Genomic DNA, 25245 nt, shown 5'->3' on the forward strand with positions numbered 1-25245 from the left:
TAACACCTCAACAATCACCATTTATAGGCTGCTTAATACTCTTTCAAGACTCGTATACCAATTTGGAATATCTAGCTTGTATATAGTTTTTATTTTTGATTTATCCAATAATGAATAATGTGGTCGCTTAGCTGCAGTAGGGTATTCATCCGTGGTAATGGGTTTTACTACGCAGGCAAGGCCTTTAATCTCTTTGATAGCACATGCAAAATCAAACCATGATATTTCCCCTTCATTCGAATAATGGTAAACGCCAGGAACCCAGTCTGCAGCGCTTATGATAGCCAAAATGGCTTCAGCCAAGTCAATTGCAGCTGTTGGAGAACCAATCTGATCTGCGATAACAGCGATTTCTTCTCTTTCTGTCATAAGTCGCAACATGGTCTTAACGAAGTTGTTACCATAGGTAGAATACACCCACGAGGTACGTATAATAATAGCATCAGGAAGCCACTTTTGTATAGCTTGCTCCCCTCTGAGCTTGGTTAATCCGTACACATTGATAGGATCTACGGGAGCATCTTCTGCTAGCGGTACCTTAGAGGTGCCGTCAAAGACATAATCTGTAGATATAGCGATTAATTGCGCATCATTTAAGCGGCAATACTGTGCAATTTCTTCTGAGGCAAGATGATTAACGACATCAGCCAACTGTGGCTCAGCCTCTGCTCTATCCACAGCAGTATATGCTGCAGCATGGATAATAACATCGGGCTGATACATCCCTAATATATCTTGTATGATCATCGTTTGATCTAAAGGCAATTGCTTGCGGTCAAGAAAAAAAGCTTCTACAGCAGGGATTTCGGACAATATATCACGTAACTCACTTCCAAGCTGGCCATTGGCTCCTGTAACGACAATTTTCATAGTTTTATTTTTCTTTATTGGTGAGAGTTTGTATTAGTTAGAGGAAATGGTGAGAGGAAATTTAACTCTTCCTAACTCCCTTCCTAACTCTCTTCCTAACTCCTCCTTTACCTAACTCTCTAACTCCCTTCCTAACTCTCTTCCTAACTCCCTAACTAATTCCTTAACCTTCTTCCCAACTATTCGTCGCTAAAATAACTCTTTAAAACTGGGAGCATTTAAATCCTTCTCTGACAGTATCAATTGTGCCGAAGGCATCTCCCAATCAATAGCCAATTCAGCATCTAAAGGATCTACCCCACACTCGGCATCCTTATTATAATAATTATCACATTTATAAAAGAAAGTCGCTTCCTCACTCAAGACAACAAATCCATGAAGAAAACCGCGAGGGATAAACAATTGCAGATTATTCGCTGCAGACAACTTCACCGCGACATGTTCACCGTATGTTGCTGAGCCTGGTCGTACATCCACAGCAATATCTAACACCTCCCCATCCAATACACGAACGAGCTTTGCCTGTGCATATTCACCAGATTGAGCATGTAATCCACGGAGCACACCTTTTGTAGAATACGATTGGTTATCTTGGACAAAAGTTATATTATCGCCAATCAGTTTATTGAATGTATTAGCATTAAAACTTTCGAAAAAATAACCGCGGCTATCGCCATATTTATTCGGTTCTACTATATAACAGCCTTTTATTTTTGTTTCTGTAATCTTCATTTATAGTATATTACGAATTGTTTAGGGTTTTAAATAGTTAGAGTTTTTTAATGATTAGAGTTTTAAATGGTTAGAGTTTTTTATTGATTAGAGAAAATGGTTAGATTTAAATGGAGAGAGGCAATTTAACAAACTACTCCCTTCTCTAACACCTTCTTTACCTAACTTCCTAACTTCCTTCTCAAACTCCTTAACCTCTTCCTAACTCCTTAACCTCTTCCCTAACTCCTTCTTTACCTAAATCTCTAACTCCCTTATCTAACTCCCTAACTCCTTAACCTCTTCCTAACTCCTTCTTTACCTAAATCTTAACTATCTCTATATTGTTTCTTGTAATACGACTGATAATCACCTGAAGTGACATTATTGAGCCAATCTTCATTTTCTAAAAACCAATCAATAGTTTTAGACAAGCCTTCTTCAAAAGTAACAGACGGCACATATCCCAATTCTTTATTGATCTTCGTCGCATCGATAGCATAACGTAGGTCATGTCCAGGACGATCTTTCACAAAAGTAATTAGTTGAGCAGATTCACCAGATTGTCTACCCAGCTTTTCATCCATTTGCTTACAGAGCTCTTTTACAAGGTCTATATTTTTCCATTCATTAAAACCGCCGACATTATAAGAATCACCTACTTTACCTTTATGAAATACTAAATCAATAGCTTTAGCATGATCTATTACATATAGCCAATCACGTGTGTATTTGCCATCCCCATAAATTGGAAGCGGTTTTTTGTGTATTATATTATGAATACAAAGAGGGATTAATTTTTCCGGAAAATGATTGGGCCCATAATTATTGGAACAATTGGTCAATACTATAGGCAACTCATAGGTATCATAATAAGCTCTTACAAAATGATCAGACGAAGCCTTAGAGGCAGAATAAGGCGAATGTGGGTCATAAGAAGTGTCTTCAGTAAATAACCCAGACTCCCCTAATGTACCGTACACCTCATCGGTAGAAATATGATGGAAACGCTTACCTTCATAATTGGTTTCCCATATCTCTTTAGCTGCATTCAGTAAATTTACAGTACCAATAACATTGGTCATTACAAACTCCAATGGATTAGAGATGGAACGGTCGACGTGGGATTCGGCAGCCAGATGAATTACACCATCGGGTTTATATTGTTCAAATATAGTACGAATATGTACAGCATCAGTAATATCAGCCTTTATAAAGGTATAATTTGGGCTATCCTGAATATCTTTCAAATTCTCCAAATTACCCGCATAAGTAAGGGCATCAAGATTAATAATCTGATATTGAGGGTATTTTAGAACAAATTCGCGTACGACATGAGAACCTATGAAACCTGCTCCACCGGTAATTAATACTGTCTTAAGCATAAAAATTTATTTAGCGTTTTTTTCGGCTTCTCTTTGCGCCACGATTTTACGTAAGCCTGAGCTAGAAAAACGATGATCACGTGTATTAAAATATAATTCTATACCTTTTTGTTCACAGTATTTACGTCCAGTAAAATCTCTATCCATATATTCATCGCCGACGATTCTTACGTCTAGTTTGAAAGAACGCAAAATATCTTCCAAATCTTGTTCTGTAGAGTAAGGGACAATTTCATCTACATATTGGCAACCTCTCAATTGAATATAGCGCTCTACCACGGTTTGTGTAGGTGCATTTTTTTCGGGGCGATCTAATGTTGGGTCCATCTGCAAGCCACAAATCAAATAATCACACTGTCTTTTTGCTTCAGCCAGCATCATAATATGACCGGCATGCAAAAGGTCAAACGTAGAAAATGTAATACCTACGCGAGGTCCTGGATTATAATCTTCTTTCTTTTCAAGCATTTGAGACATATTTAAATATATTAGTTAAATAAAAACAAAGTAATAAATTACTATTACTCTTAAGATAAGTACAATACTATCTAAATTTTGTTTTTCATTGGGCAATAATGGTATAAAGTTAATGAAAGAAACATTATTAATATAAAAAAGCACGTGTTTTTATTGCAATAACAACAAATTACTCCCTTTTAAAAATATTATTAGCTAAAGTCTTCCGTCGAGTATTTTTTTATCTAAAACAGCTTTACAATCGAAAATTACAGAAGTTTTTTTACATAGACTTCCAATATCCATAGCTATAAATTCCTTATGAGCGACAGCTAATATAATAGCGTCGTATTGTCCAACTATATTATCTAGCATAGAAATATGAGGATATTTTTTCATTACATCAAAGTTATTCACCCAAGGATCATATATAACAGGTGCTGTACCAAAATCTACTAATTCATCATAAATATCGACTACTTTAGAATTTCGTACATCAGGGCAATTTTCCTTAAATGTAACTCCTAGAATCAAAACTTTAGCATCTTTGAGTACCATATCCTTCTTGAGCATAAGTTTTATCACTTTGGAAGCGACAAACTCGGCCATTCTATCATTTACACGCCTACCTGATAAGATCACTTCTGGATGATATCCCAATTTCGAAGCTTTGTGCGCAAGATAATAGGGATCTACCGAAATACAATGCCCACCAACTAAACCAGGCTGAAATTTTAGAAAATTATATTTAGTACTCGCTGCTTCCAATACATCATGAGTATCTATTCCGACTCTATCAAATATTAAAGCGAGCTCATTGACGAAAGAAATATTAACATCCCTTTGCGCATTTTCAATAGCTTTTGCTGCTTCAGCTACTTTAATAGAAGGTGCTAAATAAGTGCCTGCTGTTATAATCTGTTTATAAAGAAGATCTATTCGTTCAGCAACTTCAGGCGTAGATCCAGAGGTAATTTTGATGACATTTTCTAAGGTATTTACTTTATCGCCAGGGTTAATTCTTTCGGGAGAATAGCCGACAAAAAAATCAACATTAAATGTCAATCCAGAATAGCGTTCTAGTACAGGTACACAGTCTTCTTCGGTACAACCGGGATAAACCGTTGATTCGAAGATAACTATTGAACCTTTTCCCATCACAGTAGCAATAGTCTTGGTAGCACGCAGTAGATAACTTAAATCTGGTGCATTAAACTCATCTATTGGCGTAGGGACAGTAACGATATAAACAGTACAGTTTTTTAATTTTTGTGCATCTGAGGATAAACTAAGGCCCGCTTTAAAAGGCGTATTCTGTCCCGCTTCTAAAGCTGACATAAGCGTTTCAGCATCTACTTCCTGTGTAGAATCATTACCCGATAACAACTGAGACACTCTGTCAACATTTATATCATACCCTATAACAGGATTTTTTTTGGCAAAAGCCAGGGCTAAAGGCAAGCCGACATATCCTTGACCGATTACCGCTATTCTGTCTACTGTCCCTTTCAAACTAGTTATGTTAAGGTTATAGCAATTCTGAATTTATACCATCAAGCTCTTCATAAAGATGTTTTACATCTTGAGCTGAATCTTTTTGCACAACCAATATAGCATCATCAGTATGTACTAACACCGTATCTTTGACCCCTAAAAAAGATACAGATTTGTCAGTACCTATGACCATATTGCCTGCCACATCCACTTTATGTCCTTTCAACTTCAGGTAGTCATAAAGAGAATCATAGGATCCCATATCTGACCATACAAAATTTGAAGGCAATACCTTGATGCGCTCACTGCGCTCCATTACGGCATAATCTATACTTTTGGATGGTATTTTTAACGACAATTCTTCAGAGAGAATTCCGTTTATAGCATCTTCAGACACCTCCTTAGAAGCTCTATATACTTTCGGTTCAAATCGGAACAATTCCTCTAAATATACAGAGGCTTTAAAGCAAAAGATCCCTGAGTTCCAAAGGAAATTACCTTTTTTCAAGAATTCTTTAGCCGTTTCTAAATTAGGTTTTTCCCTAAAAGAAAGAACATCATTGCCATCATATTCGATATAACCATAGCCTGTTTCAGGTTTATTAGGTTTAATCCCAAAGGTAACTAGGTAATCATCCTTTGCTAATTCTACGGCTTGTTTAAGCGTGTTTTGATACTCAGCTTCACCTTCAATCAAATGATCCGACGGTGTCACGATCAATATATCATCAGGGTCACATGCTAATGCTGCAAAGGCAATCGCCGCAGCAGTATTTCTTGGTGTAGCCTCAACGATGGTTTCACTATTGGCTTCGGGTAAAAAAGTTTTTGCAAGGTCCACATTCTTCACACTACCCACCATAATTGTCTTATCGACTATATTTTGATTTCTAGCAACCGTCAGTTCAAATAATGATTTGCCTTCAAAAAGTGGAATATATTGTTTTGGACGCGCTTTACGTGACAATGGCCACAAACGAGATCCTACACCCCCTGACAATACTACATTAATTACTTTTGACATTTTTATTATTTCAATTTAAACATTTAATACTTTGGGAATATCAGCTTGTTTGAGGTACAATAATGCGCTACCTCTAGCATCAGAAAGAGCATCATGATGATCTAGCTCTATCCCCATTAAACTACAACATACACTCAGCTTGGTTTTTGAAAAACCCGCTGTACGATAAATTTTACTTGTACATTCCCATTTTTCAGGAAGATGCAAATCTTCAAAGGCTAAGCCATAATAATCCAGTGTCCTTTTTAAGACCGCTCTATCAAAAGCCTCGTTATGTGCCACCATTTTTTGATCCACTAAAAGAGGAATTAATTTAGGGAACAACTGGTCAAATGTAGGAGCCTCTATGGTATCTTTGGCTTTAATACCATGTACTCTAGTGGTTTGCCACATAAATTTGTTGTTTGGTGGTTGGACCAAGCTATAAAATTCATTTACGATCTGCCCCTCTACGACATTAACTATACCTACAGCGCATACGCTTGTATATTCGGATGTAGCTAATTCAAAATCTATTGCTGTAAATGTATGCATACATTCAAAGTTACGATATTTTTGATTCTCTCGCCATTGTAGGAGCGATAAATACAAATTATAATTCGTTTATATAACACACAAAATCTATGTGCATAAATCAATAGCCATATTTATTTTTCCACTTACTTTGTAAGGCCTGCCTCAATTTATCTTCAGCTGCATTTTTACCCGGCTTATACAAGCAAGTGCCCTCAATACCTGGCGGCATAAATTCTTGTTCCACAAAATTACCTGGATAGGCATGCGCATATTTGTATTCAAGACCATAATCAAGATCCTTCATCAATTTAGTAGGCGCATTGCGTAGCTGTAAAGGCACCGAAAGGTCACCCGTCTTCTTAACAAGCGCTTGAGCTTGATTAATCGCTTCATAGGCGGCATTACTCTTTGCTGACGATGCCATATAGGTCACCGTCTGGGCGAGGATAATTCTAGATTCGGGCCAACCAATTACATTGACCGCTTGAAAACAATTATTTGCCAATAGCAAGGCATTAGGATTTGCATTGCCAATATCTTCAGATGCTAATATCAAGAGACGACGTGCAATAAAAGAAGGATCTTCGCCTCCTTCAATCATACGTGCCAACCAATATACTGCAGCATTAGGATCAGATCCACGGATTGATTTGATAAAAGCAGAAATAATATCATAATGCTGCTCACCAGTTTTGTCATAACGGGCCATATTTTGCTGTACCTGAGCAAACACAAAATCATTTGTTATAGCTTTATTATAAGGGACCGCAGCATCTACAACAAGCTCCAATACATTCAATAGTTTGCGGGCATCACCGCCAGAAAGACGTATCAGCGCATCGTATTCTTTGATTACGATAGTGTCATTTTTAAGGAAATCATCTTCTTTAATCGCACGATGTATAATCCCCTTAAGCTCTTCTTCAGTAAGATTCTCTAAAACATATACCTGACATCTGCTCAATAATGCAGATATCACTTCAAAGGAAGGGTTTTCGGTCGTAGCACCTATTAGTGTGACCAATCCCTTTTCTACGGCACCAAGTAAGGAATCTTGTTGACTTTTTGAAAACCTGTGTATCTCATCAATAAACAAAACAGGCTGTTCCTGTGTAAAATTCATCAGCTGCTCCGCCTTCTCTATAATCTCGCGTACCTCTTTTACCCCCGATTTAATAGCACTTAAGCTAAAAAAAGGGCGCCCCAGTTCTTTGGCTATTAAATTAGCTAGACTTGTCTTCCCTACGCCCGGAGGGCCCCACAAAATCATAGAGGGGATATTTTTACGTTTAATAGCATTATACAAAATGGATCCTTCACCTACTAGATGTTGCTGACCTACATATGTTGCAAGTGATTTGGGACGAAGTCTTTCTGCTAATGGTATACGCGTAGCCATATCTTTAAATTTATGATTAAACAAATTTATACAATAATAGTCGAAACAATTAGTAGAGGTGTTTCAAATTATTTAAATTGAAAAATAACCCCACACCGAACGATAATAATTATCTAAAAGTTTAGATATTTGCATTAACGGTTATATGAATAGAATATATATGAGATTAAATATATTACCTACACTTTTGGGCTTGCTTGCATCATGTTTATCATGCCTATCGAGCTATGCACAAAGTGTAAACCCTTTAGTAGATGCTTCAGGAATAATAAAGAAATATGATAATACATTTGATGGTATCGGTCCAGAAGTTTATTTTGTCCCTGCTCCACAGAAAGAAAATGACATTATCAACGATTTCAAAAGCATTGCCTTGTTTACAGATTCTATTCATCGTTTTGCATTACAAGAAGAGCTGATTAATTCATTTGAAAACACCCGTAATTATAGCATTGTAGATAATATTATCCTGTTGGACTCCATATCTTTACAAAACTGGGACAAAGCTGTAGCCTATCAGATCGAAGCCGACAACACATTGCTAGCGACAGGACTACTGAATGCTTTTGCGAAGGAATACATCCTAAAAAAAGAGTATATAAAAGCAGAGACATTGCTTACAAGAGCATTAAACCTAATCGCCTATGATCGTACATTTGAGGACAAGGCTGTTCTTCAAGCCAATCTAGCATCAATATTGATTTTCAACAACAATTACACTGAAGCGAAGTTATTAGAAGAAGAATTGTACCTCGATGCAAAAAAAAGCAAATCCTTAACCAATGAAGCTAATTCGCATGTAAAATTAGCGCTATTGGAGGCCTATTCTCAAGAATATACAAATGCAGAGAATAGAATCATCCGCAAAGCAATCCCACTATTCAATAGAGCAAAAGATTATGATAACAAAATAAATGCGTGGATTAAATTAGGAAAAATATATACGTTAAATAAAAAATACATACAAGCTCAGTGGTTCCTAATCCAAGCACAGGAATTAGCGAAGCTTAAGAATATAGCAAAATATGACGCGCAAATAGAATTTATGCTGGGCTATGCTAAATTCTATCAAAACAATCTTCATATGTCAGAAAAGGAACTTACACAAGCTTTAAAGTTAGCACAGGAGAATGGCAACAAATACATAGAAATAGCGGCTACTCAAATGCTTGGAGAAATCGCTTTAAAACAAAATAAAATCGACGATGCAGAAACTTTTCTAAATTCATATTGGAAACTAAGAAAAGCATATTTTTAATTATTATATTAGTGGTTACACTATAAAAGTTACATACTTTACAATACATTTACAACAGTTAGCTAAAACTATAGTTAAGTTTTAACTATTTTTACATTTAAATTTTAATAGGCCTTTATACAAACAATTTATGTTTAGAAATTTAATAGTCTTTTTGTCCTTAATATCCTTCGTAGCATGCGGATCAAAACCACGTGTAGAAATCGAAGATACTCCACTCAACCTGACACCCACTTTACAACATGAAATAATCGCTAAAGAGATTGTCAATATTCTAGAGAATTATAGTTACAAAAAAGTACAAGCAGGGGATTCACTATCGAATATCGTATTCAACAATTTGGTGAAGACCGTAGATCAAGGGAAGAACTATTTGATCCAAGAAGATATTGATGCTATAGAGAAATTTCGCCCTACGGTAAGTCAAGATCTAAAAAAAGGAGATTTATCTACTCCATTTTATATTTTCAACCTTTACTCTAAACGTTATTTAGAATGTTTGGAATATGCGTTAACACAAGTTGATGCAGCACATAATTTTGACATTGATGAAAACTATGTCAGCTACCGCGAAAAACTTGATTGGTTTAAATCTGAAGAAGAGCTGAAAGACCAATGGCGTAAACGTGTTAAATTTGATTTATTAAACTTAAAATTAGCTACAGCAGAGGGTAAAAATGAAGACGAAAAGCATAAAGAAACATTAAAAAAACGATACAACAATTTGATTTCTCAAGCGAAGAAAACAAATGCCAACGATGCTTTCCAGTTAATCATGACTTCATATACGGATGCCATCGACCCACACACTACCTATTACAACCCTTCTTTTGCGCAAGCATTCAATGAAGGAATGTCCAATACGTTGGAAGGTATTGGTGCACGTCTTCAAATGGAGAATGAGATGGTTACGATCAAAGAAATAATTGCCGGAGGCCCTGCATTTAAAGATAAAACCTTAAAAATAGACGACCGCATTATTGGTGTCGCTCAAGGCAAAGGAGAATTTGAGGATATCGTAGGCTGGCGTATAGATGCTGCTGTCGCAAAAATAAAAGGTTCTAAAGGTACTGAAGTACGTTTAAAAATATTACCTGCGGGTCAAGATATATCTGCGCAACCAACTATTGTTTCCTTGACAAGGGAGAAGATTGTAATTGAAGAAGAGTCAGCACAGAAAAAGGTTAAAATTGTTAAAGGTGAAGATGGCAAAGACTATAAAATAGGAATTATTACCTTGCCAAAATTCTATATTGACTTTGCTGCCGCAAGAAATGGAGACCCCAACTACAAAAGTACAACACGTGATGTACGTTTAATACTAGATTCCTTGAAAGCTGAAAACGTAGATGGTGTATTGTTAGATCTTCGCAACAATGGTGGTGGTTCACTTCAAGAAGCTATTGAATTAACAGGCTTATTTATTGACAAAGGGCCCGTTGTACAAGTACGCCAAGTAAACAACAAAGTAGATATAGAGCGTGATTCAGAGGCTGGCGTTAAATGGGATGGACCATTTGGTGTTATTATCAATAGATTCTCAGCTTCGGCATCGGAGATATTTGCTGGTGCTATCCAAGATTACGGTCGTGGAATCGTATTGGGATCTACTACGTATGGTAAAGGTACGGTTCAAAGTGCGATAGAGATGGAACGTTTTATTAGCCCGACGAACAAGTTATTGATCAAAGCATCGGGTGAGAAAAAAGACGCTGATACACCGCAAGGAGCTCCAGAATTTGGCCAAATCAATGTTACTATTGCAAAATTTTACCGTGTCAACGGAAGCAGTACACAGCACAAAGGTGTTGAAGCAGATATCACTTTCCCTACACAGTTCTCTGCTGAAAAATTTGGCGAAAGTTCAGAGAAATCTGCATTACCGTGGGATCAGATTAATACCGCACAATTCAATCTTGTAGCAAATCTTAAGGACACGAACAAAATTCTTCAAGAAAAGCACTTAAAAAGAATGGATGGCTCAGAACAATATAAATTCTTATTAGACGATATCAAAGAGTTTAATAAGGAAGATGCTGCTCCTCAAATTAGCTTAAATCAAGCACAGCTAAAAAAAGAAAGAGACGCAAACAAAGAAAAGAATCGTGCTCGAATCAACAAATTATTAGAGTTACACAATATGCCTTTGTGGAAAGATGGTCAACCACAACCAAAAATTGAATTCGATTTTATCCTCGATGAAAGTTTAAATGTGATGGCAGACTTAATTCCACTATCGAAGAAGTAAATATAATAGAAAAGGCACGCCATATAGCGTGCCTTTTCTATTTTTAGTATCCTACTCCTGTTCTTCGAGGCTGCCTAATTGCGGGCCATACCCCTTGTTTACCATCAGCGCTAATGGGTAATACGCGTTGTTCTCTATTCACCAACTGTGGTTCTTGTGCTGCTTTATAGGTCATGATAGCAGTCAGTATGACATTATCTTTTAAGTCATCAAATACAAGCTTATCATAGGTATCAATATTGGTATGCCATGTCGCCGTACCATAATCCCAAGAAAGGGAGCTCAACATAAATGCAGGGACACCTGCTGCAACGAAAGAAACATGATCCGAACCACCAGTCCCTGGCGTACCCGGAAATTCCGTTTTTATATCTTTGGTTATTTCACGGGGAACCTCCTCTAACCATCTACCCATAAAATCATATGCATGTACAAATCCGGATCCATTGATTTTCTCGACACGCCCAGTTCCGTTATCTAGATTGAATACCGCTTGGGTCTTCTCTACTATTTCGGGATTATCCAATACAAAAGAACGCGACCCATTAAGTCCTTGTTCTTCACTACCCCATAATCCTATTAATATTGTTCTCTTGGGATTAGGGAGAATTTTCTTTAATATGCGTGCCACTTCCATCATAGCGATAGTACCTGTACCATTGTCTGTAGCCCCAGATCCGCCTTCCCAAGAATCCAAATGGGCCGACAGAATTACATATTCATCCGGAAACTCTGTTCCTTTAATTTCTGCAATGGTATTAAAAGAAGGAACATTACCCAAATCTTTAGATGCTGTTTCTACAGCTATCTTAGGTTTAATACCATTCTCTGCCAATCGGTAAAGAACACCATAATCTTCCAATGAGATATCCAAAGTAGGGACTTTATGTGATCGTGCACCAAAAATTTTATTAGCACCAAACTCTTTGGACCAATTGCTCGTCAGTATTCCTACAGCTCCGGCATCTTCTAATACCGAAGGTATTGAATTTGCAGACATCCCTGTTGCTCTAATACGGCTATTCCAAGCTGCCGACTTCGCATCTCGATCCTTATTCATCTTCTCAATAGATGAGGCTTTACCGTATTTTTCCCAATTGTGGTCCGGGCGTCCTGTTGGCTGCGGCATAGAGATCATGACATACTTTCCTTTTACAGAAGGCAGCCAAGCCTTAAAATCAAGACTATCTTTAAAGTCGCCCAAAGGAATAACCTCAGCTACCACAGACTTCCCTTTAGTACTAGGGCTCCAAGCGAGCTGTGTACCATTCAATGTTTTGATACGAGGGGATACCATATCGATATGAGAGATCCCTCTCTCCCATCCTCTCCATTCACCAAACTGTTGCTTTTCTGCTGGGATTCCCCAGCTTTGAAATTTCTCTACCGCCCAGTCATTTGCCCTGGTCATGCCTGGCGTACCTACCAAACGAGGACCAACGACATCCAACAACTCAAAGGCTAAATTTTCCAATTGCGAATTGGTACTAGCTTCATCTATTATTTGTTGAACAATAGGGTCTATTTTTTTATTTACTTGTCGCCCGGTATAATTGGGTCCTTGTGCATAGACGGTAAATTGTGTTCCTATACCTAAAAATAAGGTAAAGATTATTTTTCGCCTACTTTTAATTTGGTTTAATACTATTGACTTCATAATTTGTACTTTATAGGTAAATGATAGCGTAATTGAATGTTAGTTTATTTATAAAAATGAGTAAATAAATTGAAAAAAATCTTATAAAATCAAAAAAGGCACACAATAAAATACATTGTGTGCCTTTTTTATACTATTATTTCAAAAAATACTATCGCCAAGCTTTATATTGATTTATTAAACCATTGGTAGAGCTATCATGGGATTCGATTTTGTCTTCATCTTTCAACTCTGGAAGTATTTTATTCGCGAGCTGCTTACCTAACTCTACCCCCCATTGATCAAAACTGTAGATATTCCATATTATACCTTGTACAAATATTTTATGCTCATAAAATGCAACTAAAGAGCCTAAAGAACGAGGCGTTATTTTCTTCAATAAGAAAGAATTTGTGGGTCTATTTCCTTCAAACACTTTATAATTCTTCAAAGCCTCAATCTCTTCCGTTGATTTACCAGCACTTACTAATTCAGCTACAACTTCCTCTTCAGATTTGCCGTTCATCAAAGCCTCTGTTTGTGCAAAATAGTTGCTCAACAATAGCTGATGGTGATTACCGATTGGGTTGTGTGAAATTGCTGGCGCAATAAAATCACAAGGAATTAGTTTTGTACCTTGGTGTATCAGCTGATAAAAAGCGTGCTGTCCATTCGTACCAGGCTCCCCCCATATGACAGGGCCTGTTTCGTAGGTTACACGTTGGCCATTGCGGTCTATATATTTACCATTGCTCTCCATATCTCCCTGTTGGAAATAAGCGGCAAAGCGGTGCATATACTGATCGTAAGGTAATATGGCATGGCTCTCAGCATCAAAGAAATTATTGTACCATACCCCAAGAAGCGCTAATATGACTGGGATATTTTCTTCGAAGTCCGTATTTTTGAAATGTACATCGGCTTCATGTGCTCCGGTTAATAACTCTTCAAAATTGTCATAACCAATCCCTAAAGATATGGATAATCCAATCGCTGACCATAAAGAGTAACGACCACCTACCCAGTCCCAAAATTCAAACATATTAGCGGTATCAATACCGAAAGCAGAAACGCCTTTTTCATTTGTACTCAACGCAACAAAATGCTTGGCTACATCATCTTGAGAAGCACCCGCTTGTAGAAACCAATCTTTAGCAGACTGCGCATTTGCCATGGTCTCTTGTGTTGTAAAAGTTTTTGAAGCAATCAAGAATAAAGTAGTTTCCGGATTTACCTTTTTTAAGGTTTCGGCGATATGCGTACCATCGACATTAGAAACGAAGTGCAAATTGAGCCTTGTTTTATAGGCTTTCAATGCTTCCGTAATCATAACAGGACCTAAGTCGGAACCACCGATCCCTATATTTACGACATCGGTAATTTCTTTGCCTGTATATCCTTTCCATTCACCAGATAAGATACGATTAGTAAATTCTTTCATATGTGCCAACACCGCATTTATCTGCGGCATTACATCCTTTCCATCGACTAGAACTGGTACATTGTCCCGATTCCTTAAAGCCGTATGCAATACTTGGCGCCCTTCGGTAACATTGATTTTCTCCGCAGCAAACATGGCTTCAATAGCCTCTTTAAGTTGACATTCTTTTGCCAATTGTATCAAAAGGGCTATGGTCTGCTCGTTGATTCTATTTTTAGAATAATCAAGTAATATATCATTAAAATATAAGGAGAATTTAGCAAATCTCTGGGCATCCTGCGCGAACATATCTTTGATGGTATGCTCATTTAATGCAATAAAATGATCCGCTAAATACTTATAAGCTTGTGTCTTTGTAAAATCTATAGTTGGTAACATGTAAATGTATTTTTATATTCAAATATAGTCAATTAGAAGATTATTAAATGATGAATTCTAATATTAGTTGACGACATTCTTAAGTAATATCATAATTAATCTTTATTTTAGCCCTTATGACCAAAGAACAAATTCAAGACTTGAGGGATCGTATTATATCCCTGAGGAGGCATCTTTGACATTGATGTCAAAAAAGAAGAGATTGCGCTAGAAACAGAAAAAACGTTATTACCTAATTTTTGGGATTACCCCAAAGAGGCAGAGAAGATTCTGCACAACATCAAAAACCTTAAAGTTTGGACCGATGATTACGACAATGTTGAGGCTTCTATTGAAGACTTATCGGTGATGTATGAATTTTTCCAATCTGGTGATGCTAGTGATAAAGATGTTGAAGATCAATATCAAATAGCACTAACCAATGTAGACGAACTGGAGTTTAAAAATATGCTGAGCGCTGAGGAAGATCAACTGGATGCTATTTTGCAAATTACGGCAGGTGCTGGCGGTACAGAATCCTGTGATTGGGCAGCTATGTTGATGCGTATGTATATCATGTGGGGCGAGAAACACGGTTGCAAAGTTACCGAACAAGATCACCAAGAAGGGGATGTCGCAGGTATTAAATCTGTAACGCTACAATTCTCGGGCAACTTTGCCTATGGTTATTTAAAAGGCGAAAATGGCGTTCACCGTTTGGTGCGTATCTCTCCATTTGATAGTAACGGTAAACGACATACTTCTTTTGCTTCAGTATATGTATACCCATTGGTAGATGACAATATAGAAATCGACATCAAGGATTCCGAAATTGAATGGGATACTTTTAGAGCTGGCGGTGCAGGGGGACAAAATGTAAACAAAGTAGAAACTGCGGTTCGCTTACATCATAAGCCTTCAGGGATCATCGTAAAAAACCAAGAATCACGCTCTCAATTGCAAAATAAAGAGAACGCAATGCGCTTATTGAAATCCCAATTGTATGAGATCGAAATGCGCAAGCGTGAGGAAGCATCTGCTGCAATAGAGGGCTCAAAAAAGAAAATTGAATGGGGTTCACAAATTCGTAACTACGTATTGCATCCCTACAAATTGATTAAAGATTTAAGAACAGGAACGGAAACATCAAATACACAATCCGTATTGGATGGTGATCTAGATGAGTTTTTGAAATCTTACTTAATGGAATTTGGAGGATAAAAAAATATACTATTCTAGCAAAAAGGGAGCACGTAAAAATTGCTCCCTTTTTGCTAGAATATAAAGGCCTTTTAAAAAGAATTCTTCCACATCATACTCTCCACAGGGCGGATTGTTTTGTTGTTGTACTTGGCATTGCCTTTGGTATTATACAGCGTCTGTATATCACCTTCAACGACAAAATATATAAGCTGACCAATCGGCATTGCTGGATAAACACGTACCGGTTGAGATACAGAAATCTCCAATGTCCAAGTATTACAAAAACCTACGTCACCTTTGCCCGCAGTGGCATGAATATCAATACCTAATCTACCAGTACTCGATTTGCCTTCCAAGAATGGAACATGCGCATGTGTCTCCGTATATTCCAAAGTAACGCCCAAATATAGGGTTCCTGGTTGCAACACAAATCCCTCTTCGGGGATTTCAAAATGTTGAATCTGATTATGCTTCTTGGCATCCAAAATATCATCCTTGTAGGTAGCAAGATATTTCCCTAAATGTACATCATAAGAGTTCGTACCTAAGCAATTAAGATCAAAAGGCTCGATAATAATAGTTCCTTTATCTATTTCTTCTAAAATTCTTTTATCGGATAATATCATATTTAATATGGATAATGTTAGCTCGGCTAACGAAGGCTCAAAAATACATTATTGCTTGAAATCAAGCAACTTTAATTGATTAATTATAAATCTAAGTCTTGGGGATCCTTATTTTTACATTATAAGTTCATACATTTGAGTATGGCATTGGTATACCTAAGAGAATTAGATACACAGACAAAATTTGCAATTTGGAAAATTGAAGAGTCAGAGTCAGAGTTACTCGACAAGTTGCAACTCAACGAAGCGGAGCAAAAAAAATTGCAAGCCCTTGGTAAAGGGAAGCGTACACTTCACTGGTTAGCAACTCGCGTCCTATTGCGGTATCTTTTGAATACCAATAAATATATTGCTTGTCCTTCGGATGAAAATGGCAAACCTTATTTGCCTGATTACCCTTACAAAATATCCCTTACCCATTCCTATGACTATGCTGGGGTAATGTTGAGCACAAAAGGCGAATGTGGCATGGATTTAGAGATCGTCAAAGATAAGGTCCTTCGCATAAAGAATAAATTCCTCAAAGCATCGGAAATGAAATTTATATCTGCTGAGCAAGAGATAAATCAGCTTTATGCCTGCTGGTGTGCCAAAGAAGCAGTGTATAAACTACAAGGCAAAAAAGGTGTCTCTTTTCTTCATGACATGACCATACGCCCTTTCAACTTTGAAGCACAAGGCATCATGACCTTAGATCTCTATAAAGGAGCAAATATCCATACATACCAAGTATACTATGAGCAATTTCAAGAGTATATGCTAGGCTATGTCGTTGAATAATAATCTAATATACCATATTTAACACTTCAGCAATTCAGGACTATCAATCACAGCGTAAATATGCTATACATGAAGTAATATATTGATATAATCAACATTAACTTTAGGCCTTAGGGCTTACATGGCATCCTGTTAAAAATTAGGTTTTCTTTTTTCAATAAAGGCCTGAATTCCTTCTTTAGATTCTACTGTATCAAAGCTCTGTGCGAAGAGCTCTATTTCTTTCTTAAAGCCATTTTCAGGATTTATCAAGCTGGTATTGACGGCATCTATTGCATATGATATTGCTATCGGTGAGCGCGTATATATCTTTTCTAATAGGCTGTAGCATTTCGTTAAGAGTTCATCAGCAGGAACGACATAATTTACTAATCCCCAAGTCAAGGCTTCCTCAGCAACAATCATATCTGCTGTCATTATCATTTCTAATGCTTTGCCCCGTCCAACTAATTGAGTCAACCGCTGTGTACCACCATAACCCGGGATAATACCTAAGGATACCTCGGGAAGACCCAGTTTCGCACCTTCAGATGCCACCCTAATATGACAAGCCATCGCTAACTCCAAACCACCACCTAGAGCGAAACCATTTACTGCAGCGATAACGGGTTTGGAGAAATTTGCTATTTTATCCATCACCTGAAGATGCCCCCTTTCAGCTAAAGCAAAAGCTTCACTTGCTGTTAATCCTTGAAATTCAGTTATATCCGCTCCGGCGATAAATGCTTTTGATCCCGCACCAGTGAATATTACCCCTCTTACAGTATGGTCATTCTCCAATTCGTCGAATATAGCAGATATCTCCGCTAATGTTTCTGCATTTAAGGCGTTCATTTTATCCGCTCTATTGATGGTAATACGTGCTGTGTTCGTATCTACATCCACAAGTATTGTATTATATTTCCGCATACTTAGAAAGATTTAAAATTCAAATTTAATAGAAATCCTTAAGTTTCTCCAAAAGCCATCTTCCCTAGCTGAGGGATAAGAAACATAATTCAATCTTTTATAATACTGGACTTCAAATATTTTGAAAATATTCTGTAAACCAACATACCCTTCCCAATACGGTTTATTAGACAATAAATTGGTCATGATATTACCATCATTACCGCGATCAAAATAAATGACATCATCACTCAAATACGGATTGTTAGAATCTGAAATATTGCCATAAAACATCCTTACGCCAAGTAATTCTCTCAATTTTAGTTTTTTTATAATTGGGATTTTATTTAAAATAAAACCATTAAACTTATGGTCATAAGCGAATTTTATAAATTGATCGGCTACAAATTCCATTGAACTTGTCCTTTCGTAGGATATAGAATGACGATCTGTCACTTCGGCAACATTAGGGATTTCTAATAATGGGTAAGGCAAAACGCCCCATATCTTTCCTGCTGTAATTGTCGCGTCGCCAAAGCCAATTTGATTCATAAAAAAACGCTTACTAACAGCTAATCGTAGTGCATCATAATTATATGATGCTCCCCAAAAGCCTTTAATTCCTTTATTATATTGGATATTAAATACAGGATAGTTCTCCGGGATAGTCGTACGTTCAAGATTTCTATAATAGAATTTTTCAAAGGGTGCCCAACGCAATACAACCTGAATATCATTGGTATTAATATTATTGATCAATAAGGACGAATCTCCGGAAGACACAAATTTTAGATCTCCGACTGGAGTCCTTCTTTGGTGTGTAAAACTCGTATTGACGCTCACGTGATTTCCAAATTCGATCATATGTGCTAGCCTATAAGCATCCGTATCCATCCATTTATTAGGACGATTCCCTCCAAAACTACGGAAGAAACTATCCCCTTTCAAGAATCCTAAACTTCTGCCGGGGTCAAAAACATCGTGCTGCACCATACCTTCGAGGTAATGTGCTGGAAAAGTAGCTACGGACTTACCATTCAGAGCAACAGCAGTTTTTAAGGAATATTTCACCTGTTTATCTTCAAAACCATAAGCTAGATATCCTTGTAGGTATACTTTCTCAGAAAATGAAGGAGTGGTACGTCCACCTAATCGGACACGATTTCCTTCGATATTATTACGGTGATACACATATTCTAAAGGACCGATTTCAAATTTGCCTAATGAATAATATCCCTGAGAGAGCAAATAACCAATTGCAGCCAGCGTTTTGAAGGATTTTAACTGATTTATTTGATCCACATTTATATACGTATTTTGCTCCGCTACATTGAGCAACACTGGACGGATCTGATTGAGAGAAAGATTGGGATTTAACTTCTTCTCAATAGGTTGGCCTTCGAAAATTTCTTTTGAAATAGGGTAATTTAAGTCATAATCCGTATTCACTGACATCCTTTCCCCAAATAACACATCTTTCTTACCACCACCAAATTGTACCAAAACATGAGATGAATCCTGCAACATGACACCATCTATATTTTTAAAGTACGATAGATTCATATTAAGCTGTGTAACCCAAGAAAGATTAGCCTGTTTGTCGACAGACATATTGGCTCGTTCAACAGCGTACCTACCATCCATCGAAATAATAAGCTCCCCTGTAAATAGCAAATTTTGCTTGTTAAATGGTTCAAACTTAATTCTAATATTAAATCCTTTTTCATTGCGTATGGTATCTGCTATATGGTATTTGTAATACAGCTTAGCATTATCGGCAATGGGGCTTAAAAAAAGTTTATTAACAAAAAAAATACTTTCATCATAGACATCTACAGGTTGCATAATATAATTTAGATAGGCTTCTATATTATGATTATTGATATACCTAGGGTCAAATTCCGTTCTTTTCTCGGCGACAACTATTTTTTTTGTCCGTGCAGGATGTTGTTTAATATAATTGTCGGATATATCCTCCTGCAAGAATAATGATAATGTTTTTTGTCCCTCAATTACGGAGGTATCGACATTCTTAAAGAAGAAGCTCATATCCCCTAACTTGGTAGAGAATCCTTCTTGCGGATTTACTAAGCCAAATTTCACTTTTTCATATTGCTTATAAAATAGACTATCCTTGCGCGTTAGTTTATTATATTTTTTGTGCTGTATCACAAGATCAATGATCTCTGTAGCAGGATTTCTTTTGTTGTATTTAACTTTTTGTGTTATTTCTACGGTTTCAATCTCCGTATTCGCTTTTTCTAAAGGCACAGAAAATAATGAATCAATACGTAGAATAGGTATTACTTTGACTTTATACCCCATGGCGCTAATTTCAAGCAATTGGCCTACCGAATCAATATGAAGGAGAAATAAACCATCTTTATCGGAGGAGGTAGCTTCCGTATTGCCTAAATATTTGACGGTAGCCCCTTGTATTGGTTTGCTATTCTTATGGTCTACAATGACCCCGCGCAAAGGCGTCTGTGCATAGCTAGGTAGCAAAGTGACCATCAGGAGCAAGACCATTAAAAGAAACTTAAAAATAACAACAGTTTTTCTTCTCATAAAACAACTTCGGCTATTCATAAAGATACAATTTGTACACAAAGTAAATGCACAAACACACAAAAAAAGCCCTAAAAATTAAGGGCTTAAATATTATAATGGGATGTCTACTTGTAGAAACTTACCTGGTTCGGCATGATCTTCGAGTGTCATTCTAAACTGCTGAGGCTTACCCCATACTTTTTTCCAATTAACAGTTTTTATCGTATATAAAACGGGCTCATTACGTTTCAAAAAATAATGCAAATAATTTTGACGGTCTGCGAATACTACTTTCACTTTACCCATCATCATACTTTCATAAAACATCACTTTCCCTTGTGGGTTAATTAATCCGGATGCAAACGTATTTATTGTCAGCTCACGAGGGTCCTTCAAATAAGAATGTAGCACTAGCTCTAACGTGACAGAATCTCCTTTTGGAGCTACATTAATCCCTTTGACGATGACTTCAATATCATCAATATCAAGAGAGGGGTTTGAATCTACCTGTGCAAAAGAAGCATTAGCAAAAGCCCACAAGCACATAATCGATACTAGGATCTTTTTCATATACTAGCGTAAACGATCGGCTGATTTAATCAATTTTTCGTCATTACGAATACCACCAATAGCCATAGCCAGAAAAATAATAGATATCGGCAATAAAAAGAAACCTACACCAATGCTTTGTGCGCCTATCTTTTGGCTGATTAAAGATAATGTATTAGAAGCCGAGAAATATAACCATAGCCCAAACAAACAAATCAGGATCATCTCCAAATAGATCAACTTCAATTGTAATTTTCTATTCTTAAAAAGAAAAATAATACCTAGCGGAATCAGTGCTAATACCACCGTTGCTATAGTTTGAAGAATAAAACCTTCATTTTTTACTATTTCATTATTAACAGCGCTGTATTCTCCTGTTACCAATATTCTCTTCCCTAAACCTACCAAATCAATATAATTGACATAAGGAAAAACAAATAATCCTAGCAATACTAAAGCTGCTAAAAACAACCAAATGGTCTGAATGCGTTGTAACATGATTGACTTTTTAAATTGATGATATTACAAATATAATATAAACAACATCAAAATTCATAGCTAACTACTATTGATTTGCATACTTTTACTACGATTTAGCACTATAAATTGTAGATAAGATTTGAAAAGCATGACATATATCAAAGAATGTTTTTCCTAACTTTGTTAAGTGGAAAATAGAAAACGATTTTTCTTAGAAATAGCCTATGATGGGAGTGCATATCACGGATGGCAGACACAGCCCAATGCAACCGCTGTTCAGGAAAAGCTAGATAAAGCCTTACATACATTTTTGAGAGAAACGGTAGAAACCGTTGGCGCCGGACGTACAGATACAGGCGTTCATGCAAAGCAGTTATTTGTTCATTTTGACAGTAACCATGAAAAGCTCGTAAATCAGCCTGAACGCTGTGTTCACTCGATCAATGCATTGCTACCTTTTGACATCTCCGTTCAACGGGTGATCGAAGTAGATAAAGAAGCACACGCTAGATTTGATGCGACAGAGCGATCGTATGAATATCACATACATTTTCATAAAGATCCATTCTTGATCAACAAATCATGGTTGCTACGCGATATTCCAGATATGGAAAAAATGAACTTAGCGGCAGAAAAATTAATCGGCACGAAGGATTTTGAATGTTTTAGTAAATCAAATACGCAAGTTTTTACGAATATTTGTACGATCACGGAAGCAAAATGGGTAAAAAATGATAAGGGTATTGTCTTTCATATTACAGCAAACAGATTCTTACGTAATATGGTACGCGCTATTGTGGGGACATTGTTGGAAGTAGGTATCAAAGGCAAGCCTATTTCGTATATTGATGATGTTTTAGCGAGCAAAAGTCGCTCACAAGCGGGCACTTCAGTTCCTGCTCATGGCCTTTATTTAACAAAAGTAGCATACACTTATATATAACTTATATTTTGGCAAAGGATAATATCTCGGGAAATACATACGACAGTAAATTACTAGGTCGCTTAGCAAAATACATGCGCCCTTACCGCGTTATTTTCTGGATCTCTGTTATTCTTACGCTTTTGTTGGCGGCAGTAGCACCAGCGCTACCACTATTAATAGAACATACACTAGATAGATATATTTTATCTGGTAAATATGATGGCCTCAACACGATGTTGTTGCTCATGCTGCTCTTGCTAGTCGTACAGACTATAATACGTTATTTTCATACGTTGATGACGAATACACTGGGTCAATCCGTCATTCGTGACATCCGTATTCAGGTATTCAACCATATTACCAACCTACGGTTAAAATATTTTGATAATACCCCGATCGGTAAATTAATCACGCGTACGATATCGGATTTAGAAACTATAGCCAATATATTCTCCGAAGGATTAATACAGATTATAGGCGATCTATTGCAACTGGTCGTAATATTTGGGGTGATGTTCTATACCGACTGGAGGCTGACATTGATTATATTAGTACCCATGCCTTTGATGATATGGGCGACATATATCTTTAAAGAAGCGATGAAGTCGGCATTTCAAGATGTAAGACTTTGGGTGGCTAATCTAAATACATTCCTGCAGGAGCATATTTCGGGAATGGCTATCATTCAGTACTTCTCACGCGAGGATCAAGAGTTTAAGAAATTTGAAGTCATCAATAAAGAACAGCGCAATGCGCATATTCGTGCGAATTGGTATTTTTCAATTTTCTTTCCTGTCTTAGAAATTTTCGTCGCTATTTCTACTGGTTTATTAGTTTGGTATGGATCAAAACAGATCATCGAAGATGTAATATCCCCTGGTGTAGTGGTGGCATTTTTGATGTATATCAATATTATATTTAGACCTATCCGGGAGTTAATAGACAAGTTCAATACCCTTCAAATGGGAATGGTATCTGCGGAGCGTATATTTGACGTTTTAGATACGGATGAATTTACACCTGATACAGGTACCTTGAAACCTGATAATATCAAAGGTGCTATTGAGTTTAAGAACGTCTGGTTTGCGTATAACGAAGAGAAATGGGTATTACGTGATGTTAGTTTCACCGTAAAACCTGGAGAAACATTAGCATTAGTTGGTGCTACCGGCGCCGGCAAATCTTCTATAATAAATATTCTAAGTCGATTCTATGAGATCCAAAAGGGCCAAATACTATTGGATGGTATCGATATCAGAGCATACGATTTGAGATTTCTACGTGAAAATATAGCTACAGTGCTACAAGATGTATTTCTTTTTTCGGATACCGTAAAGAATAATATAAGCCTTAATAATCCAGCTATCAATTTAGATCAAATTATTGATGCGTCAAAACAAATCGGTGCTTACACTTTCATTAATAATCTACCCTCCGGATTTGATTATCAGGTACAAGAACGTGGCGCTACATTATCATCTGGCCAAGGTCAGCTGATCTCCTTTATCAGAGCATTGGTACATGATCCGAAGATCTTAATCCTCGATGAGGCAACGTCATCTATTGATACAGAGACAGAACAAACTATTCAATCTGCTATTGATAATATGATGCAAGGTAGAACTGCTATTGTGATAGCACATCGCCTATCTACAATCCAAAAGGCAGACAAAATCATCGTATTAGATAAAGGGGAGCTTAAAGAAATAGGCTCCCATCAAGAGCTTCTTCGATTAGAAGGATATTATAAAAATCTATACGATTTACAATTCAATTCTAACGGTATATAGTTAGCCCAGTATTCTTATATATTACGAAGACATAGCCTTAAATATCTCAAAAAAGCTTCACGGATTCTCTAAATCTTGAAGCTTTTTTTGGAGGTATACCAAGATATAATGCTAGGCTATAGTTAATAAAGAAAATCCCCTTAGCCGTTACTAAGAGGAATTTTCAGATTACAAATTTAAAGAGAGTGAAATGAAGTTTTTGAATTTGTGCCTAGATCAATGATTTAATATGTATTGGTCGGAGACTAGGACTTAATATCTTTATTGATGATTTCATAAATCTCACGCATATAATAAGATTCTTGAATAGCTTTACTAAAATCGAACCACTCTAACTCGGTAAAGGTTAGTAAAACCTCCCGCATAGGGGTTTCTAAATAGGTCCTGAATGTGCCATCCGGAAAACGTACAAATTCCCTATCGTATTGTTTGACATGAATTTCTGAGGCAAAACATTCAAATTGCTGTAAGGTAAAAGTTAATAAAAATGAACGCTGCCAAACATAATGGTTTTGGCACCTCGGACAATAACTTATTATAGTATTTCCTTTAGTATTCAAAATAGTTGATTGACACATATCTATTCTTATTTAGACCAAATATAAATAAATAAATCATAAGGCCAAAAATATATGCAATAAAAAAGCCGCTTCTTTTTA

General features: G+C 36.7%; 22 protein-coding genes. 6 read left to right on the plus strand and 16 right to left on the minus strand.

From position 1 onward, the window contains the following. Positions 1–21 precede the first annotated feature (21 nt). The 8 genes from rfbD to IP023_RS04680 form a co-directional block, all read right to left on the minus strand. Positions 22–870 (minus strand): dTDP-4-dehydrorhamnose reductase, encoded by an 849-nt coding sequence (gene rfbD, locus IP023_RS04645; RefSeq protein ID WP_241789085.1) that lies wholly within the window; start codon positions 868–870, stop codon positions 22–24. Positions 871–1059: 189 nt separating this feature from the next. Continuing rightward, positions 1060–1602 carry a dTDP-4-dehydrorhamnose 3,5-epimerase gene (gene rfbC, locus IP023_RS04650; RefSeq protein ID WP_241789086.1) on the minus strand — a complete coding sequence of 181 codons (543 nt, stop codon included), beginning with the start codon at positions 1600–1602 and terminating at the stop codon, positions 1060–1062. Between the two features lie 308 nt (positions 1603–1910). Beyond that, entirely contained in the window at positions 1911–2966 is a 1056-nt protein-coding gene (gene rfbB, locus IP023_RS04655; RefSeq protein ID WP_241789087.1) for a dTDP-glucose 4,6-dehydratase, read from the minus strand. A gap of 6 nt (positions 2967–2972) precedes the next feature. Further along, complete coding sequence (locus IP023_RS04660) at positions 2973–3443, minus strand: adenylyltransferase/cytidyltransferase family protein (protein WP_241789088.1); 471 nt, start codon at positions 3441–3443, stop codon at positions 2973–2975. 195 nt (positions 3444–3638) lie between these two features. After that, positions 3639–4934, minus strand: a complete 1296-nt coding sequence (locus IP023_RS04665; protein WP_241789089.1) for a nucleotide sugar dehydrogenase — start codon at positions 4932–4934, stop codon at positions 3639–3641. Positions 4935–4950: 16 nt separating this feature from the next. Next, the gene (locus IP023_RS04670; protein WP_241789090.1) at positions 4951–5940 is read right to left on the minus strand and encodes a mannose-1-phosphate guanylyltransferase; all 990 of its coding nucleotides are present in this window, start codon (positions 5938–5940) and stop codon (positions 4951–4953) included. A 15-nt stretch (positions 5941–5955) separates the two neighbouring features. Then, positions 5956–6474 carry a 3'-5' exonuclease gene (locus IP023_RS04675; RefSeq protein ID WP_241789091.1) on the minus strand — a complete coding sequence of 173 codons (519 nt, stop codon included), beginning with the start codon at positions 6472–6474 and terminating at the stop codon, positions 5956–5958. A gap of 100 nt (positions 6475–6574) precedes the next feature. Further along, on the minus strand, positions 6575–7855 hold the full coding sequence (locus IP023_RS04680; protein WP_241789092.1) for a replication-associated recombination protein A: 1281 nt from the start codon (positions 7853–7855) through the stop codon (positions 6575–6577). 160 nt (positions 7856–8015) lie between these two features. Between IP023_RS04680 and IP023_RS04685 the strand changes: the two genes are divergently transcribed. Together IP023_RS04685 and IP023_RS04690 are read left to right on the plus strand one after the other, a co-directional pair. Next, the gene (locus IP023_RS04685) at positions 8016–9113 is read left to right on the plus strand and encodes a tetratricopeptide repeat protein (RefSeq protein ID WP_241789093.1); all 1098 of its coding nucleotides are present in this window, start codon (positions 8016–8018) and stop codon (positions 9111–9113) included. 130 nt (positions 9114–9243) lie between these two features. Next, the gene (locus IP023_RS04690) at positions 9244–11361 is read left to right on the plus strand and encodes a carboxy terminal-processing peptidase (protein ID WP_241789094.1); all 2118 of its coding nucleotides are present in this window, start codon (positions 9244–9246) and stop codon (positions 11359–11361) included. Between the two features lie 43 nt (positions 11362–11404). Here the strand turns inward: IP023_RS04690 and IP023_RS04695 are convergent, their stop codons facing one another. Continuing rightward, positions 11405–13018, minus strand: coding sequence for a M20/M25/M40 family metallo-hydrolase (locus tag IP023_RS04695; protein WP_241789095.1), 1614 nt, complete (start codon positions 13016–13018; stop codon positions 11405–11407). A gap of 151 nt (positions 13019–13169) precedes the next feature. Then, entirely contained in the window at positions 13170–14816 is a 1647-nt protein-coding gene (gene pgi / locus IP023_RS04700) for a glucose-6-phosphate isomerase (protein ID WP_241789096.1), read from the minus strand. A 116-nt stretch (positions 14817–14932) separates the two neighbouring features. Between pgi and prfB the strand changes: the two genes are divergently transcribed. Continuing rightward, positions 14933–16016 (plus strand): peptide chain release factor 2 gene (prfB, locus tag IP023_RS04705; RefSeq protein WP_241789097.1). Its coding sequence is split into 2 segments (ribosomal slippage): positions 14933–14992 and positions 14994–16016, totalling 1083 coding nucleotides; the frame shifts between segments, so codons are not numbered across the junction. Positions 16017–16087: 71 nt separating this feature from the next. On the opposite strand, the gene dcd is transcribed toward prfB, so the two are convergent. Beyond that, a complete protein-coding gene (dcd, locus tag IP023_RS04710) occupies positions 16088–16624 on the minus strand; it encodes a dCTP deaminase (RefSeq protein WP_241789098.1) in 537 nt (178 codons plus the stop codon). A 141-nt stretch (positions 16625–16765) separates the two neighbouring features. On the opposite strand from dcd, the gene IP023_RS04715 reads away from it, so the two are divergent. Continuing rightward, entirely contained in the window at positions 16766–17404 is a 639-nt protein-coding gene (locus IP023_RS04715) for a 4'-phosphopantetheinyl transferase family protein (protein WP_241789099.1), read from the plus strand. Positions 17405–17536: 132 nt separating this feature from the next. On the opposite strand, the gene IP023_RS04720 is transcribed toward IP023_RS04715, so the two are convergent. From IP023_RS04720 to IP023_RS04735, 4 genes are all read right to left on the minus strand, one after another. Beyond that, positions 17537–18313, minus strand: a complete 777-nt coding sequence (locus IP023_RS04720) for an enoyl-CoA hydratase-related protein (protein WP_262914371.1) — start codon at positions 18311–18313, stop codon at positions 17537–17539. Between the two features lie 12 nt (positions 18314–18325). After that, entirely contained in the window at positions 18326–20860 is a 2535-nt protein-coding gene (locus IP023_RS04725; RefSeq protein WP_241789100.1) for a DUF5686 family protein, read from the minus strand. Between the two features lie 93 nt (positions 20861–20953). After that, positions 20954–21412, minus strand: coding sequence for a hypothetical protein (locus tag IP023_RS04730; protein WP_241789101.1), 459 nt, complete (start codon positions 21410–21412; stop codon positions 20954–20956). A 3-nt stretch (positions 21413–21415) separates the two neighbouring features. Further along, complete coding sequence (locus tag IP023_RS04735; RefSeq protein WP_241789102.1) at positions 21416–21889, minus strand: DUF4293 domain-containing protein; 474 nt, start codon at positions 21887–21889, stop codon at positions 21416–21418. 169 nt (positions 21890–22058) lie between these two features. Here IP023_RS04735 and truA point away from each other — a divergent pair, with 169 nt between their 5' ends. Further along, a complete protein-coding gene (truA, locus tag IP023_RS04740; RefSeq protein ID WP_241789103.1) occupies positions 22059–22814 on the plus strand; it encodes a tRNA pseudouridine(38-40) synthase TruA in 756 nt (251 codons plus the stop codon). 74 nt (positions 22815–22888) lie between these two features. After that, on the plus strand, positions 22889–24586 hold the full coding sequence (locus IP023_RS04745) for an ABC transporter ATP-binding protein (RefSeq protein ID WP_394801845.1): 1698 nt from the start codon (positions 22889–22891) through the stop codon (positions 24584–24586). Positions 24587–24831: 245 nt separating this feature from the next. Here IP023_RS04745 and IP023_RS04750 read toward each other — a convergent pair whose 3' ends face one another. Then, positions 24832–25164: a hypothetical protein gene (locus IP023_RS04750; RefSeq protein WP_241789105.1), complete on the minus strand. Its 333-nt coding sequence runs from the start codon at positions 25162–25164 to the stop codon at positions 24832–24834. Positions 25165–25245 lie beyond the last annotated feature (81 nt).

The sequence above is a fragment of the Sphingobacterium rhinopitheci genome (genome assembly GCF_022627575.1).
GTDB classification, from domain to species: domain Bacteria; phylum Bacteroidota; class Bacteroidia; order Sphingobacteriales; family Sphingobacteriaceae; genus Sphingobacterium; species Sphingobacterium rhinopitheci.